Source organism: Aquitalea sp. LB_tupeE (assembly GCF_013391415.1).
Taxonomy (GTDB): Bacteria; Pseudomonadota; Gammaproteobacteria; order Burkholderiales; family Chromobacteriaceae; genus Aquitalea.
The window spans coordinates 139,348-153,832 of record NZ_JACAXB010000033.1 but is presented as its reverse complement, the minus strand read 5'-3'; the positions used below and the strand labels follow the sequence as shown (position 1 = coordinate 153,832).

Genomic DNA, 14,485 nt, shown 5'->3' with positions numbered 1-14,485 from the left:
TTGTGCCTATTTCGTTACAGTGGTGTCCCTCCTTCCAGAGTGCCTAATTGTTCAAATATCTATCCCTTGAAGTTCTTGTTGTTTGGGCATGTGCTCAATTTTTAATGTTTTTTATGTCAGGGATATATCATGGAAACCGGCACCGTTAAATTTTTCAATGACGCCAAAGGCTTTGGCTTTATCACTCCGGATGCAGGCGGCGACGACCTGTTCGTACATTTCTCCGAAATCAAGGTAGACGGCTTCAAGTCGCTGCAAGACGGTCAGAAAGTAAGCTACGTTAAAGCTGCTGGTCAAAAAGGCCCGGCTGCTACCAACGTACAGCCGCAGTAATTCACGGGCTTTGCCTGTGAGATAGCTGAAGCCCGGTGCTTTGGCTGCTGAAAAACCCACCCGACTTACTGTCCGGTGGGTTTTTTCATATGCAGCGTATTTTCCATTGTCATGAATGTCGCCTGTCGCAGGCCATGGCTGTTAAGCTGGGAAATCAATCCAAGAGGGACAGTGCATGCAGCCGATTCATCTACCTGATAACAGCCTGTTACTGCTGGTCGATCTGCAATGTGCGGTGGATGACCCCAGTTGGGGCACACGCAACAACCCGCAGGCTGAAAGTGTTGCCGGGAAACTGTTGTCGGTATGGCGGCAGCAGCAGCGGCCCTTGTGTCATGTGCGGCACGACTCGCAAGAGGCTGGCTCTACCTATCGCCCAGGTCAGGCCGGTCATGCCTTCAAGCCCGAAGTCATTCCGCTGCCGGGGGAGTGGGTGCTGGCCAAGCAAACCAATTCGGCCTTTATCTGTACCGACTTGCACGCACGCTTGCAGCAAATGGCTTGCGATACCCTGATCGTCGCCGGGGTGGCCACCAGCAACTCGGTGGAGGCCACGGTACGCATGGCAGGTAATCTTGGCTACCGGGTGTATCTGGTTGAAGATGCCTGCTTCACCTTTGGTCGCAGCGACTGGGCAGGTAACTGGCGCAGTGCCGATGAGGTGCACGCCATGTCGCTGGCCAATCTGCACGGTGAATACTGCCAGGTCTGCCATTCCACTGCGCTACTGGCGGCACTGACTGCTGATTAGCGCGGCGCGGGGTCGGCAGCGGTCAATGGTTCTCCTTCCTGCCACAAGCGTTGCCACTGCGCTTCGTAACGTGCGGCCAGTGCCGGTGCATTCCAGATGATCAACACATTCTCTGCATTCTTGCTGGCGGCGGCTGCGGTGTAATTGAAACTGCCGGTCTGTACATGCTGCTGGTCGATGATCATGAATTTGTCATGGAGTATGGCGTATTTGCCATTTAGCCGTACCGGCAGTTGCTGATTAGCCAGAAAGCGGCTGGCGCTGTACTGGCGCTGGCTTTCCTGCATGTCGGCCACCACGGCTACTTCCACGCCGCGTTGGCGTGCCTCCAGCAAGGCGGTGGCCACGGGTTTGCTGGTAAAGACATAGGCGGCCAGATGGATGGAGCGCCTGGCCTGGCTTATGCCCTTGAGCACCAGTTGCAGGGCGGATGGGTCCGGGGCGAATGCAACTTCGGTCGCCATGCTGGCTGTCTGGGTGGTATCGGCGGCTGTGTTGAAGCTCAGAATGAGCAAGCCAAGGCAAATCACGCGGCGAGCGGGCTTCATGGGGTGGTTTCCGGTTTACTTGGTGCGGACTGGCAGCCGGCTCGTGTTCAGAGCCTGGTAGCCGTTGCTGATTTGTCATTAATCATTAATTCTTCATTGTGCTGCCTGTTTTTTAAATTGTTTACTATTCTTTATGCATGTTTAGTGCGTTGGATAACAAGTCAAAGCATGAAGGGAAACAGATGAAAACAACAAAACTGGCGGCACTGACGACTGCAGGCCTCATCCTTGGCTGGGTACTGGTGCTGCCCGGTATTGTGGGTGTGCGCACGGAAGACAAGATCCGGAATGATATAGACAGCTTGCAGCAAAACAAACTGATGCCATGGACAGTCAAGGTGGATCATTACGACCGTGGCTGGTTTGGCTCCAGTGCCCGCGTGAGCTACAGCCTGCCCCTGGCTGGCCAGGTTCTGCGGTTTGCCGTGGATTACAAGGTAAACCAATTCGCCATCCCGCTGCAGCGCTGGGAGCGTACCGACTACACCATCACCCCGCTGGATGCCAGCGGCAATGGCAGTGGCAATCCTCTGCCCATCGAGGCGTGGAGCATCAAAACTTTCTGGGGTCGCACGGACACCACGCTCAAGGCGGATGAGCTGCATTGGGCCAGCCCGGATGGCAATGCACTGGATGTGCGCAAGCTGCTGGCCACCATCCAGACCGAAGATGGCAAGCCCATGCAGTACAAGCTGAACATGGCTGGCGCCACCCTGCGCGCGGCATTGCCCGCTGGTGCGGGTGGTGTGCTGCAACTGGTGCTGGGTAATTTGCAGGCGGGTGGGCATCAGGCGGCCATGGCATCGGTCAAGGACAACTGGCAGATGGATGCGCAGCAAAAGCTGGAGTCCATGGAGCTGCTGGTCGACAACAATTCGGTATTGCGGCTGAATGGCTTGTCACTGGATGCCGCCATGCAGGACAAGGGCAGCCTGGTAGACATGCTCTACCACAGCCGGGCGGAAAAAGGGCAGTTGGGGCCGATCAACCATGCCTTTGCCATCAAGGATGCCCGGATGGACTTCTCTTATGCCAACATCAACAAACAGGGCTATGCCGACTGGCAGAGCAAGGCCAATCAGCTGTATGCCAATCCGGGCAATGCAGATGCGCTAGCCATGCAGCAGGCCAGCGCACAGGCGCTGCTGGACAGTGCCAGCAGCCTGCTGGCTAGTTCGCCTGCCTTCCGGATTGACCAGTTTGGTTTCCAGACCGACAAGGGCGGACTGCATGGCAGTCTGGAGCTGCGCTTTGACGGCAATGGCATGCCGACAGGTGTGCAGACCGTGCAAAGCATTCTGCCACTGCTGCGCGACCGTCTGAGCGGCAGGGCTGCCATGCAGCTGGATCGCGGACTGCTCAATGACATGACTGCGCAAGCCGCCGGTGGTGCCGACACCGCCCAGGCCGCACAAATGATGGAAACCGGCATCACTAGCGCAGTGCAACAGGGGTGGCTGAGTGATAACGGCCAGCGCTTGAGTGCCGATTTCAGCTTCAACCGGGATGGCGCCGTGCTCAATGGACACCCGCTGCCATCCATGGCCGGGTTGTTGGGTGCAAGTCCAGCCGCGCCGGTTCCGCAGCCAGCAGCCCCGCTAGCAGCCCCGGCCGAGGAAAATGCGCCCGAGCCAGCTCCGGCCAATTGACCAGTCAGGACAAGAGCCGCGCGTGATGTGGCGGCTCTTGCTAGAATGCGCTGTTTTCCAGCACGAGCGATGGCATGCGCATTCTTCACACTTCGGACTGGCATCTGGGCCAGCATTTCATGGGGCGTAGCCGTCAGGCCGAACATCAGGCGCTGATTGACTGGCTGTTGCAGCAAGTGCAGGCGCAGGCTGTAGACGCGGTACTGCTGGCCGGTGATATTTTCGACACCGGCGCACCGCCCAGTTATGCGCGCGAACTCTACAACCAGCTGGTGGTGCGCTTGCATGATGCCCGGTGCCAGCTGATCTTGCTGGGCGGCAATCACGACTCGGTGGCTACCCTGGAAGAAAGCCGCCCCTTGCTGGCTTATCTGGGCTGTACCGTTATTCCGGCCGTGCAGGAGGACCTGTCACGCCAGCTGATCACCCTGCACGATGCTGCTGGCCATCCTGCTGCGCTGCTGTGCGCCGTGCCCTTCATTCGTGCCCGTGATGTATTGCAAAGCCAGGCCGGCCAGAGTGCCGAGGAAAAACAGCTAGGCCTGCAGCAAGCCATTGCCGCGCATTATCAGGCCCTGTATCAGTTGGCCCGTGAGCACTGTGAAGCCCTGAATCTGCAACTGCCCATTCTTGCGAGCGGTCACCTCACCACCGTGGGGGCCAGCAGTAGCGAGTCGGTGCGCGACATCTATGTTGGCGCGCTGGATGCCTTCCCCACCAATGCCTTCCCGCCGTTCGACTATATCGCGCTGGGCCATATACACCGCCCGCAACGGGTGGGTGGTCATGCACATATCCGTTACAGCGGCTCGCCCTTGCCATTGAGTTTTGATGAGCTGGGTCAGGCCAAGCAAATGCTGCTGATAGAAACCGCTGCCCCGGCAGGGCTTGCTATCACCGAGCTGCCGGTGCCATGTTTCCAGCCGCTGGCCAGCCTGCGTGGCACGCTGGCGCAGTTGCAGCAGGCCATACCGCAAGCCTTGGCCGGGCTGACTGCCGGTCAGCATTTATGGCTGGAAATCACGGTAGAAGGGGACGATTACCTGTCCGACCTGCAAGGCCGTATCCAGGCCATGCTGGACGGACAGCCTGCCGAGCTGCTGCGCCTGCGCCGAGCCCGCAGCCAGCAGACCGTCAACTTGCAATCCGAACGCAGCACGCTGGACGAACTGAGCCCGCAGGAAGTGTTTGAACGCCGCTTGCAGCTGGAAGCGCTGGAAGCGCCACTGGCCGAGGCATTGCGCCAGCGCTATCGGCAAGTGTTGCAACAGGTGCAGGAGGAGCAGGCATGAAAATCCGTACCCTGCGGCTGAAAAACCTCAACTCGCTGCAAGGTGAGTGGAAAATCGACTTTACCCGGCCACCATTCCGCGACAACGGCCTGTTTGCCATCACCGGCCCCACTGGTGCGGGCAAATCTACCTTGCTGGATGCCATCTGCCTGGCGCTTTACCACGAAACCCCAAGGCTGAAGACCATCTCGGCCAACAGCAATGACATCATGACCCGCCATACCGCCGATTGTCTGGCCGAGGTGGAGTTCGAGGTCAAGGGCAAGGCCTACCGTGCGTTCTGGAGCCAGCGCCGCGCTCGCGACAAGGCCGATGGTGCGTTGCAGGCAGCACGGGTGGAACTGGCCGAGGCCGATGGCACCATCATCACTACCCACAGCAACGAAAAGCTCAAACGGATTGCCGCCATTACCGGGCTGGATTTCGCCCGCTTTACCAAATCCATGTTGCTGGCACAGGGTGGTTTTGCTGCTTTTCTCAATGCCAGCCCGAATGAGCGGGCCGAATTGCTGGAAGAACTGACCGGCACCGAACTGTACGGCGAGCTGTCGCGCCGCGTGTTCGAACAGGCAAGGGACAGCCGCCAGGCCCTGCAACAATTGCAGACTCAGGCCGGTGCGGTCGATCTGCTGGATGATGCCGAGCGCAACACCATGCAGCAACAACTGACAGACGCACAGCAACAACAGCAGCAACTGGCTGTACAGCAACAAAGCCTGGTACAGGCACTGGACTGGCGTCGTCAACTAGCCCAACTGGCGCAACAGCAAGTCAGTGCCAGTCAGCAGCTGGATAGCGCCCGCCAGGCGCAGCAGGCAGCAGCCGGACAGCGTCAACAATTGGCAGATGGCGAAGCCGCCCAGCAGATTCAGCCGCTTTACCAGCAGTGGCAGAACCGTCAGCAGCGCCTTGTACAAATCCAAGCCAGCCTGCACGCCCAGGAAGCGGCTTTGCAGCAGGATGAGCGGCAATGGCAGCAAGTGAACTGGGAAGGTTTGTGTCATGCCAGCGCACTGGTAGACAACCTGCAGCAAAAGCTGCAACAAGGCCGCTTGCGCTGGCAGCAATGGCAGGCCCAGCAACAGTCGGCACCTCAGATGGCCAGCCTGGGCAACCAGCTACCCTTGTGGCGCAGCCAGTTTGCCCATCTTGGCCAGTTGCAACAGCGCGTGGCACTGGCCGGACATGACTATAGCCAGCTGCAAGAGGCCCTGAGCGGCCAGCGGCAGAAAATTGACCTGCAGCAACAACATTGCGAACAAGCCAAAGCCAGTGCGCAGGCTGCCATGCAGGCCGAGGCGGCGGCAGCGGCAGAGCGGGCGGCAGACCTGCCGGCACTGCGCCAGCACTGGCAACAGGCCGGGCAGGCCCTGCAAGACTGGCAGCAGGCAGAGCAACTGGCAGTTCAATTGCAACAGGGTGCACAGGAAATCGCCACGCTGGCACAGGACATGGCTGGCAAACAGGCGCTGCTGCCGGAGTACGAGCAGACCCTGCAGGCATTGCGCGCGCAATACCGTCAGTTACAGGAGCAACTGGGCGATCGCCAGCGCCTGCTGGAAATGGAATTGCGCATTCAGGGGCTGGAAGCCCAGCGCGCCCAGCTGCAGCCCGGCCAGCCTTGCCCCCTGTGCGGTTCGGAACAGCACCCGCTGGTGGAGCGTTACCATGCGGCAGATGCTTCGGCAGCCAGGCAGGGCGTGACGGAAATCCAGACCCGGCTGGAAGCAGTGCAGGCGGAAGGGCATCAGGCCAATTTGCGACTGAGTACCGCCCAGCAGCAACTGGCTGGCTTGCAGCAGCAATGGCAGGCACAGCAAGAACGGCAGCAGCAGGCAGTGCAGCACTGGCAGACACTGGCCGCGCCGCTGGCCTTGCTGGCAACTGACTGGCAACAGCCAGTCCGTCTGCACGCCGGTGTGGCACAGGCGATGCAGCAGCTGCAACAGGCCGAGCAAGCCATGCAACAAGCCGAGGCCGCCGCCTTGCGCTGGCAACTGGCGGTACAAGATAGCCAGCAGTGCCAGCAGCAATACCAGGCGGCCCAGGCCGAACTGACATTGCAGCAACAGACGTCGCACAGCTTGCAGCAGCAATGCAAACAGGCCGAATCTGCGCTGGCAGAACTGCAGCGCCAGCACCTTGCCTTGCAGCAGCAGTTGCAACTAGCCCTGGCCGATGCTGGCCATGCCATGCCAGAGCATGTCGATGCCTGGCTGGAAGCGCTTCAGCAGCAATGGCAGCACTGGCAACAGCAGCAGAGCGACATGCAGCAGCTGGAGCAGCAACTGGCCCGGCTGGAAGAGCAGCACAATCAGGCCCAGACCCAACAGCAATACTGGCAACAGTGGTGGCAGCAACTGGAACTGCCTGCCATGAGCGCGCCAGCGCAGCAGGCCGACCTGGCGGCAGCACTGGAACACTGCCTGCAACAACGCACGGCATTGGCCGCCACTCTGGCGCAACGTCAGGGGCAGTGCCGGCAATTGCAGCAGGATCTGACCGAACAACAGCTGCAACTGCAACAGGATGCCAGCCAGTGGCAGCAGGCCTTGCAGCACAGCCGCTTTGGCAGCGAGGCAGACTTTATCAATGCCTGCCTGTCCGCCGAACAACGCACCGCCTTGCTAACCCTGCAACAGCAGCAGGACAAGGCGGTGCAACAAGCCGAAGCCTTGCTGCAAGCGGCGCAGGCTCAATGGCAGGCATTGGCGGCCACCCCTCTCACCTCGTTGACGGGGGAAGAACTGGAAGCACAGCTGACAGTGCTGGATGCCGAGCGACAGCAACTGAGTGGTCAAGCTGGTGCGCTGCAAGCCTTGCTTGACGGCGATAGCGCGCGCCGGGCCGGTTTGCAGGGCCTGCTGGCGCAAATCAGTCAACAACAACAGGACTGCGAGCTGTGGCAACGGCTGGATGGCCTGATCGGCTCGGCCAAGGGCGACAAGTTCCGCCGCTTTGCCCAGGGCCTGACGCTGGATCATCTGGTGTATCTGGCTAATCGCCAGCTGGCGCGCCTGCATGGGCGCTATCAGCTGCGCCGCAAGGCTGAGGGCGAACTGGAGCTGGAAATCGTCGACAGCTGGCAGGCCGATGTCAGCCGCGACACGCGTACCCTGTCCGGCGGCGAGAGTTTTCTGGTGAGTCTGGCATTGGCGCTGGCATTGTCCGACCTGGTCAGCCACAAAACCTCCATCGACTCGCTGTTTCTGGATGAGGGCTTTGGCACGCTGGATGCCGAAACGCTGGAAATCGCGCTGGATGCGCTGGATAGCCTGAACGCCAGCGGCAAGATGATAGGCGTGATCAGCCACGTGGAAGGCATGAAGGAAAGGATTGCGGTGCAAATCCGCGTGGCACGTGCCGGTGGTGTCGGCCTGTCGGCGCTGTCGGTCAGTGGTGGTTGAGCCTCAGTCCGCGCTGGTGATACGGTCCAGCCAGGCGAGAATGCCGGGGATGGAAGCGCCTGGCGCTTCCAGATGACTGCCTGACGGAACCAGCAGCTGGCTGGCCGGGTTGGCGGGCAGGGCATTGAACATGCTTTGCCGCACACGCTGCAAGGCCGGGTAGTCGCCGTCTGGCGAGATATACAGCACCGGTACGCCGGCCTGCACTTGCTGCACGGCCTTGCTCTGGTTCATGGCACCGTCCGGGTCGAACCAGTCCAGATAAATGCGCGGTGTGGTGATGACCGGGTACAGCCCCTTGCTGCCCTCAAAGTCGGCCAGCCGGGTTTTTTCCTCACCATGGCCTGCTGCCAGCAGCGTGCGGGCACTGGCTACCGTGTCATCCAGCCGGTCGTGCAGCAAGCCCGCACCCACATTGCTGCCCGGCGCAATGGCAATCACGCCATCCACGTGCAGCCGCCCGGCCAGATACAGCGCAAACAGACCACCCTGACTATGACCAGCCACCACCAGCTTGCGCGCACCCTGTTGGCGCAGAGTCTCAAGTGCAGCATTCACCTGCGCCACCGCGCTGGCGACATCGGCATCGTATTCGCGTCGGCCGGACCATGGCATTTCCAGATTGGCCACCAGCACGCCTTGTTGCCGCAGCGCATTGGCCAGCCCGGTGACATGCTTTTCCGGGCTGCCGCCCTTGCCGTGCATCAGCACCACACCCACAAGCGGGCCTGAACCGGCTGCCAGCGCAGAGGCGTTCAGCAGTAGCAGGGGCAAGAGCAGCAGGCGTAGCAGTCGCAACATGGCAGGGACTTTCGATGATGACGATGGCTTTGTTATAGCAAGGTCTGATAGCCGTTGACGATGACACCCAAGGCCAGATAGGCAAACAGCGCTGCCGATGCGGCATTGCAGTACAGCAGCAAGCGGTGGCCGACCAGCTTCTGGCCGTGACTGGCCAGCCAGGCCAGGAAAGACGACCACACCACGCCACCCAGGAAAAAGCCGCTGAGGAACACACTGGCCGACAGCGAGCTACCGTCGGTGGACTGGGCGATGATGCTGCCGCCAACCGCAGCAAACCACAGCAAGGAGGAGGGGGAAGCCAGCGCCATCAACAGGCCGCGCCAGAACTCGGCCTGACTACTGCGCGGCGTGCCGTCTTCCGCCTGTCCTGCGGCATGACTGCTGGGCTGATGGAATTCCCGCCAGGCGGCGCGCGTCATTTTCCAGGCCAGCCACAGCAATACCGCACCACCACCCAGCCACATCACCCAGCGCACCGGGGTGAAGCTGAACAGCAGCGACATGCCCAGCAAGGACAGCAGCGCATACAACAAGTCACCAAAACAGGAGCCCAGCCCCATCAGCAAGGCCGGGCGCAGTCCCTTGCGCAGGCCGGTGTTGATCAGTGCGGCATTGACGATGCCAATGTCCAGGCACAGCGAGATAGAGAGCAAAAAACCCTTGGTGGCAATGGCCAGCATGACGACAAATCCGTACGAAATAAAAAACAGCCCCGATGATACGGGGCCGTCCGGCTGGCGTCTTGTCAAAAATTGATCTGGCGGTAGCGGCCGGGTGACATGCCGCAAAAGCGGCTGAAAGCCTTGCTGAAATGGGCCTGATCGGCAAAGCCGGTGGCCAGTGCCACTTCGATGATGGGCTGTCCGGTGCGCAGCAGGCGCCGTGCCAGTGCCATGCGCTGCTGCATCTGCCAGGCCAGCGGTGGCAGGCCGGTGGCCTGCTGGAAGCGGCGTACCAGGTGGGCGGCTGTCACGCCTGCCTCATCGGCCAATTGTTGCAGGTGCGTGGCAACGGACAAGTCATCCAGCAATCGCTGGCGCAAATGCTGTACCAGCTGGCTGCTGCCGCTGTCGGGCCTGGGGCGTGTGGCGGCGCGCATATCCAGCAGGCCTTGTAGCAACTGCACGACGGCCTCTTCGCGCAGACTGCTATCCAGTCTGGCAATGTGCTTGATTTGGTCGGCAAAGACGGGCTGTTGCAGATGGCTGGGTAAATCAGGCTGCGGGCAGTCAAACAGCTGGCCGAAGGCTGCCGGGTCGACATACAGCGACAGGCAGTCCCAGCCTGCATCGCTCAGGCTGTGGCTGGATTGCACCGCCTGCGGCGGGTAAATGGTGAGCATGTCGGGGCTGACGACAAAGCTTTCGCCTTCCAGCCACACTTGCTCCTGCCCTCCGAGGTTGGCGCTGATGACGTATTCGTCATGGGTGTGGCGGGGAAAGCCGCTGGCACTGGCCGTGATGCGGGCCAGCTCCAGCAGCGGGGTGCGCAGCAGAATCATGCAGCGACTATAGCGATGTCATGCGTCGGCTGCCAGTTGCTTGTGCTGGCGCGTTTCAGTCCTGCAAGGCTTTGGCCAGCCGGGCCACTTCAGCCACATTGGCATTCAGCGCCTTGCTGATGGCCTGGCCATAGCCGCTGTCAGCCTTGTAGAAATAGGACAGCATGGTGTAACGGGTGGTCTCGTTACGCACCTGACCCAGGTCGGCGGCCAGATTGGCAATCAACCGGGCCTGGTCCTGCTTGCTCAGGCTGCGATAGAACTCACCGGCCTGGCGGAAGTTCTGCGTTTTGCCAATACCCGCCTGCTGGGTGCTGCCGCCCAGCGGCAACTGGCTGCTGCGTGCTGCCGGGTCCTGTTGCAGCGGGCTGAAACGGCTGGGCTCATAATTGACATTGCCGCTACGCTGGCCGTCATTCATGGCACCGTCCTGATTGTTGTTTTCCACCTTCACTTGCGGACGGTTGACCGGTAGTTGCAGGCCATTGGTCCCCACCCGGTGCAGCTGGCTGTCGGCATAGGCAAAAATGCGGCCTTGCAGCAGGCGGTCTTCCGACGGCTCAATGCCTGGCACCAGATTGGACGGGGCAAAGGCACTTTGCTCGGTTTCCTGGAACACATTTTGCGGCAGGCGGTTCAGCGTCATGGTGCCGATTTTCTGTTCCGGAATGCCCGGCCAGATTTTGGTGGCATCCAGCGGGTTGAAATCCAGCTTTGCCATGTCCTCCGGCTGCATGACCTGGATGTACAAATCCCACTGCGGGTATTGCTTGTGCTTGATGGCGTCCATCAGGCTGCGGCTGGCATGGTTGAAGTCATGCGCCTGGATGGCGGCGGCTTCCTGCATGGTGAGGTTGTGCTGCCCCTGACGGCTGGCCCAGTGGAATTTCACGTATACGTACTTGCCTGCGGCATTCACCAGCTTCCAGGCGTGCACGCTATTGCCATCCATGAACTGGTAGCCCTTGGGGATGCCGTAGTCCGAGTACAGCCGGGTCAGCATGTGGGTGGCTTCCGGCTGGTGCGAGAAGAAGTCGAAAAAGCGGTTCGGGTCTTGCAGATTGGTGTCCGGTGCGGGTTTCAGAGAGTGCACCATGTCGGGAAACTTCATCGCATCACGGATAAAGAACACCGGCAGGTTATTGCCTACCAGGTCCCAATTGCCCTCGCTGGTATAGAACTTGGTGGCAAAACCACGCGGGTCGCGCAGGGTTTCCGGCGAGTGCAGGCCGTGAATCACGGTGGAGAAGCGGACAAATACCGGGGTCTGGCTTCCCTTGGCAAACACCTTGGCACGTGACAGGGCGCTGATATCGGCGCTGGCTTCAAACACCCCATAAGCCGCTGCACCGCGCGCATGCACCACGCGCTCCGGAATACGTTCACGGTCGAAGCGTTGCAGCTTCTGCACCAATTGCACGTCCTGCAGCAATACCGGGCCGCTGGGGCCGGCGGTTTGCGAATTCTGGTTGTCGCCGACGGGTGCGCCATTGTCGCGGGTCAGTACCGCGGCGCTGGCTGGCAGGCTGAGCAGCAGGCCCAGGCTGATGGCCAGCAGTGGCTTGTGTCTTGTTATGGTTTTCATCACGAAAATCCTGAGGGTTGAAGGGGTCCTCAGTCTAGTGATGGGGCGGGCTGGCTTGAATTTTGAAAATGCTATCAGCCAAATGGCTGCAGGCTATTATGCCAATCAAGGTGGCTGGCTTTGAATTAATTAATTAAAAACAATAACTTGAATGTAGTTTGAATGTTGTTTTTGGCGTGGTTATCTGTTTGGTCTGGCTGGCAAGAGATGGGAGCAATCCTAAGGGATTGGGTCGTTCAGGATGGCCTGAGGGCCATCCTGACTCAGGTGGTTTCTTCGGCATAACGAAGCTGGATGGCATCGACTTCCGGCACGATGCGCAAGAAAGTATCCACCAGTTGTGGGTCGAAGTGACGGCCGCTTTCTTGCTGTAAGTAGTCCAGTGCGGCTTGCTGGGTCCAGGCCGGTTTGTAAGGGCGGGAGGACACCAGCGCGTCGTATACGTCGCAAATGGCGGCAATGCGGCCTTCCAGCGGGATTTCCTCGCCACACAAGCCTGCCGGATAGCCAGTACCATCCCATTTTTCGTGGTGGGTGAGGGCAATGCGCCGTGCCATGCGTATCACCAGTGCCGGATGTTCCGGAATGATGGTGCCGCCTATGCGCGGGTGTTCGCGCATGATCAGGAATTCGGCTTCATCCAGTCGGCCCGGTTTAAGCAAGATGCGATCCGGCACGCCGATCTTGCCCACATCATGCAGCGGGCTGGCCATGCGCAGCGCATGCGCCCAGGTGGCGTCCTTGCCCAGAGCCAGTGCCATTTGCTCGCACATCTTGCCCATGCGGGTGATGTGCTTGCCGGTTTCGTTGTCACGGTATTCCCCGGCGCGGGCCAGGCTGAGGGTGACTTCCTGCGCCATGTCTTCCAGCGCATTGAGCAGGGTGTCGTAATAGGCGTAAGTGGCCAGCCCCATGTCCAGAAATACTGCACGGTTGACGGCCGTGAGGTAGCGGCTGCGAGTGGCGGCATCTGCCACCAGTTCATCCAGCAGTTGCACCAGCTGGTTGAGTACCACTACATAGGCGCCGGAATAAAAGCGCAGGTCCACGCCCAGCCGCTGGTGGGTACGGCCGATGGACAGTGTGGCTTCCAGATAATCCTGATTGAAATTGCCGGCAAACACATGCTCCAGCCAGTGATGCTGCTGGTGCGCGCGGGCGCGTTGCAGGGCGGCTTCGTCGGTGAAGGTGGCACTGGCTGCGGCATTGGCCCGGATATAGGCGTAGACCGCATCCATCAGTACGTCCATATGAGGGCGAATCAGGCTGGAAAATTCGCGTAGCGTGTTGACGCTGTCCGCATCTATATCGAGAAAATCACGCCATTGTTCGAAACGAAGCCGCACGCTGGTTCTTTCTTGCTGTTCTGATTGACCGGACGGGATATTGTCTGGCAAATAACCATTCTAACAAGAAGGATAATTGTCGTGCCAATGAAATCTGTCAGCCGCTGTCACCATGGCGACGGCGCAAGCGGCTGGTATCGATGACATCCGCTGCACGCGCACGTAACTGGCCGCAGCCACCGTCGATATCCTGACCGGCAGAATCGCGGATTTTGGTCAGCACGCCATGGCCGTGCAGATAATGCTTCATCTGCCGGATATGCTCGGCGTCCGACCGCTGGAAGCTGTCGCCTTCCATGCTGTTGTACGGAATCAGGTTCAGCACGCCATACTTGCCCTTGAGCAAGGTAATGGCCGCGTCCATCTCCTGCTGACTGTCGTTGATGCCCTTGAGCAGCGTCCACTGATACTGGATAGGGTAGCCCACCGCACGGGCATAATGCTCTCCCAGATCCACCAGTTCCGCCGGGCTGATGCGCGGTGCGCGAGGCAGCAGGCTGGCGCGCAAATCGTCCCGCGTGGTGTGCAGCGACAGTGCCAGCGCGGGCTTTACCAGCATGGTGGGCAGGCGTTCGAATACGCGTGGGTCGCCCACTGTGGAAAACACCAGGTTTTTGTGCGCGATATTGCCTTCGCGCCCCAGAAAGTCGATGGCTTCCAGCACATTGTCCAGATTGTGCGCCGGTTCGCCCATGCCCATGAACACCACTTTTTTCACCGGGCGGATGCGTCGCGCCAGCACCACCTGGGCAACAATTTCCGCGCTACCCAGTTGGCGCAACAAGCCGGATTTGCCGGTCATGCAGAAGGTGCAGCCCACGGCACAACCCACCTGGCTGGACACACACAGCCCGTCACGTGGCAGCAGCACGCTTTCCACCATCTGGCTATCCGCCAATTCCACCAGCAGACGCAGCGAACCATCGCCGGCTTCGTGCCGGCTGTGAATGTGCGCCAGTTGTTCCAGCTGTTGGCTAAGGGCGGGCAAGCCCTGCCGCACGGCCAGCGGGAAATAATTCTGGCTTTGCTGGTGGCGGGTACCGTGATCCAGCGCCAGGCCTTGCAGCCAGGCACGGTTGATCCGGCCGATATGACAGGGACGAGCACCAAGATCGCTCAGGGTTTGCTGAAGTTGCTGAATGCGCATGATTGATTTGGTTTGTGGGCGGTGGCAAGCATGGGCGTGTCAGGTTCAACGCAAGCGGTAATGACAGGGCAGGCATTTTAGCGCAGCGGCGCGATGCGCGTGCAGAATCTGCAAAATATTTG

General features: G+C 60.1%; 12 protein-coding genes. 5 read left to right on the top strand and 7 right to left on the bottom strand.

What is annotated here, in order from left to right; all coding sequences use genetic code 11:
* The first annotated feature begins 129 nt into the window (after positions 1 to 129).
* Positions 130 to 333 carry a cold-shock protein gene (locus HWX34_RS17310; RefSeq protein ID WP_045844829.1) on the top strand — a complete coding sequence of 68 codons (204 nt, stop codon included), beginning with the start codon at positions 130 to 132 and terminating at the stop codon, positions 331 to 333.
* Positions 334 to 508: 175 nt separating this feature from the next.
* Positions 509 to 1,084 (top strand): cysteine hydrolase family protein, encoded by a 576-nt coding sequence (locus HWX34_RS17305; protein ID WP_178973423.1) that lies wholly within the window; start codon positions 509 to 511, stop codon positions 1,082 to 1,084.
* On the opposite strand, the gene HWX34_RS17300 is transcribed toward HWX34_RS17305, so the two are convergent.
* Complete coding sequence (locus HWX34_RS17300; RefSeq protein ID WP_178973422.1) at positions 1,081 to 1,632, bottom strand: phospholipase D family protein; 552 nt, start codon at positions 1,630 to 1,632, stop codon at positions 1,081 to 1,083. The two genes, HWX34_RS17305 and HWX34_RS17300, sit on opposite strands and share 4 nt — an antisense overlap.
* A gap of 182 nt (positions 1,633 to 1,814) precedes the next feature.
* Here HWX34_RS17300 and HWX34_RS17295 point away from each other — a divergent pair, with 182 nt between their 5' ends.
* From HWX34_RS17295 to HWX34_RS17285, 3 genes are all read left to right on the top strand, one after another.
* Positions 1,815 to 3,281, top strand: coding sequence for a DUF945 family protein (locus HWX34_RS17295; RefSeq protein WP_178973421.1), 1,467 nt, complete (start codon positions 1,815 to 1,817; stop codon positions 3,279 to 3,281).
* 74 nt (positions 3,282 to 3,355) lie between these two features.
* Positions 3,356 to 4,573 (top strand): exonuclease subunit SbcD, encoded by a 1,218-nt coding sequence (sbcD, locus tag HWX34_RS17290; protein WP_178973420.1) that lies wholly within the window; start codon positions 3,356 to 3,358, stop codon positions 4,571 to 4,573.
* On the top strand, positions 4,570 to 7,980 hold the full coding sequence (locus HWX34_RS17285) for an AAA family ATPase (RefSeq protein WP_178973419.1): 3,411 nt from the start codon (positions 4,570 to 4,572) through the stop codon (positions 7,978 to 7,980). Before sbcD ends, HWX34_RS17285 begins: the two co-directional genes overlap by 4 nt.
* A 3-nt stretch (positions 7,981 to 7,983) precedes the next feature.
* Here the strand turns inward: HWX34_RS17285 and HWX34_RS17280 are convergent, their stop codons facing one another.
* The 6 genes from HWX34_RS17280 to HWX34_RS17255 all read right to left on the bottom strand — a co-directional run bounded on the left by HWX34_RS17280 (position 7,984) and on the right by HWX34_RS17255 (position 14,363).
* Complete coding sequence (locus tag HWX34_RS17280; RefSeq protein WP_178973418.1) at positions 7,984 to 8,781, bottom strand: alpha/beta fold hydrolase; 798 nt, start codon at positions 8,779 to 8,781, stop codon at positions 7,984 to 7,986.
* Between the two features lie 32 nt (positions 8,782 to 8,813).
* Positions 8,814 to 9,464 carry a LysE family translocator gene (locus tag HWX34_RS17275; protein WP_178973417.1) on the bottom strand — a complete coding sequence of 217 codons (651 nt, stop codon included), beginning with the start codon at positions 9,462 to 9,464 and terminating at the stop codon, positions 8,814 to 8,816.
* A 65-nt stretch (positions 9,465 to 9,529) separates the two neighbouring features.
* Complete coding sequence (locus HWX34_RS17270; RefSeq protein WP_178973416.1) at positions 9,530 to 10,285, bottom strand: AraC family transcriptional regulator; 756 nt, start codon at positions 10,283 to 10,285, stop codon at positions 9,530 to 9,532.
* A 55-nt stretch (positions 10,286 to 10,340) separates the two neighbouring features.
* Positions 10,341 to 11,870, bottom strand: coding sequence for a catalase (locus tag HWX34_RS17265; RefSeq protein WP_178973415.1), 1,530 nt, complete (start codon positions 11,868 to 11,870; stop codon positions 10,341 to 10,343).
* Between the two features lie 263 nt (positions 11,871 to 12,133).
* Positions 12,134 to 13,216 carry an HD domain-containing phosphohydrolase gene (locus HWX34_RS17260; RefSeq protein WP_178973414.1) on the bottom strand — a complete coding sequence of 361 codons (1,083 nt, stop codon included), beginning with the start codon at positions 13,214 to 13,216 and terminating at the stop codon, positions 12,134 to 12,136.
* Positions 13,217 to 13,313: 97 nt separating this feature from the next.
* Entirely contained in the window at positions 13,314 to 14,363 is a 1,050-nt protein-coding gene (locus tag HWX34_RS17255) for an RNA methyltransferase (RefSeq protein WP_178973413.1), read from the bottom strand.
* Between the last annotated feature and the right edge of the window lie 122 nt (positions 14,364 to 14,485).

Excerpts from the sequence above, each read along its gene's own strand:
- HWX34_RS17310 (WP_045844829.1), top strand. The coding sequence starts at position 130 with ATGGAAACCGGCACCGTTAAATTTTTCAATGACGCCAAAGGCTTTGGC.
- HWX34_RS17305 (WP_178973423.1), top strand. The coding sequence starts at position 509 with ATGCAGCCGATTCATCTACCTGATAACAGCCTGTTACTGCTGGTCGAT.
- HWX34_RS17300 (WP_178973422.1), bottom strand. The coding sequence starts at position 1,632 with ATGAAGCCCGCTCGCCGCGTGATTTGCCTTGGCTTGCTCATTCTGAGC.
- HWX34_RS17295 (WP_178973421.1), top strand. The coding sequence starts at position 1,815 with ATGAAAACAACAAAACTGGCGGCACTGACGACTGCAGGCCTCATCCTT.
- sbcD (WP_178973420.1), top strand. The coding sequence starts at position 3,356 with ATGCGCATTCTTCACACTTCGGACTGGCATCTGGGCCAGCATTTCATG.
- HWX34_RS17285 (WP_178973419.1), top strand. The coding sequence starts at position 4,570 with ATGAAAATCCGTACCCTGCGGCTGAAAAACCTCAACTCGCTGCAAGGT.
- HWX34_RS17280 (WP_178973418.1), bottom strand. The coding sequence starts at position 8,781 with ATGTTGCGACTGCTACGCCTGCTGCTCTTGCCCCTGCTACTGCTGAAC.
- HWX34_RS17275 (WP_178973417.1), bottom strand. The coding sequence starts at position 9,464 with ATGCTGGCCATTGCCACCAAGGGTTTTTTGCTCTCTATCTCGCTGTGC.
- HWX34_RS17270 (WP_178973416.1), bottom strand. The coding sequence starts at position 10,285 with ATGATTCTGCTGCGCACCCCGCTGCTGGAGCTGGCCCGCATCACGGCC.
- HWX34_RS17265 (WP_178973415.1), bottom strand. The coding sequence starts at position 11,870 with ATGAAAACCATAACAAGACACAAGCCACTGCTGGCCATCAGCCTGGGC.
- HWX34_RS17255 (WP_178973413.1), bottom strand. The coding sequence starts at position 14,363 with ATGCGCATTCAGCAACTTCAGCAAACCCTGAGCGATCTTGGTGCTCGT.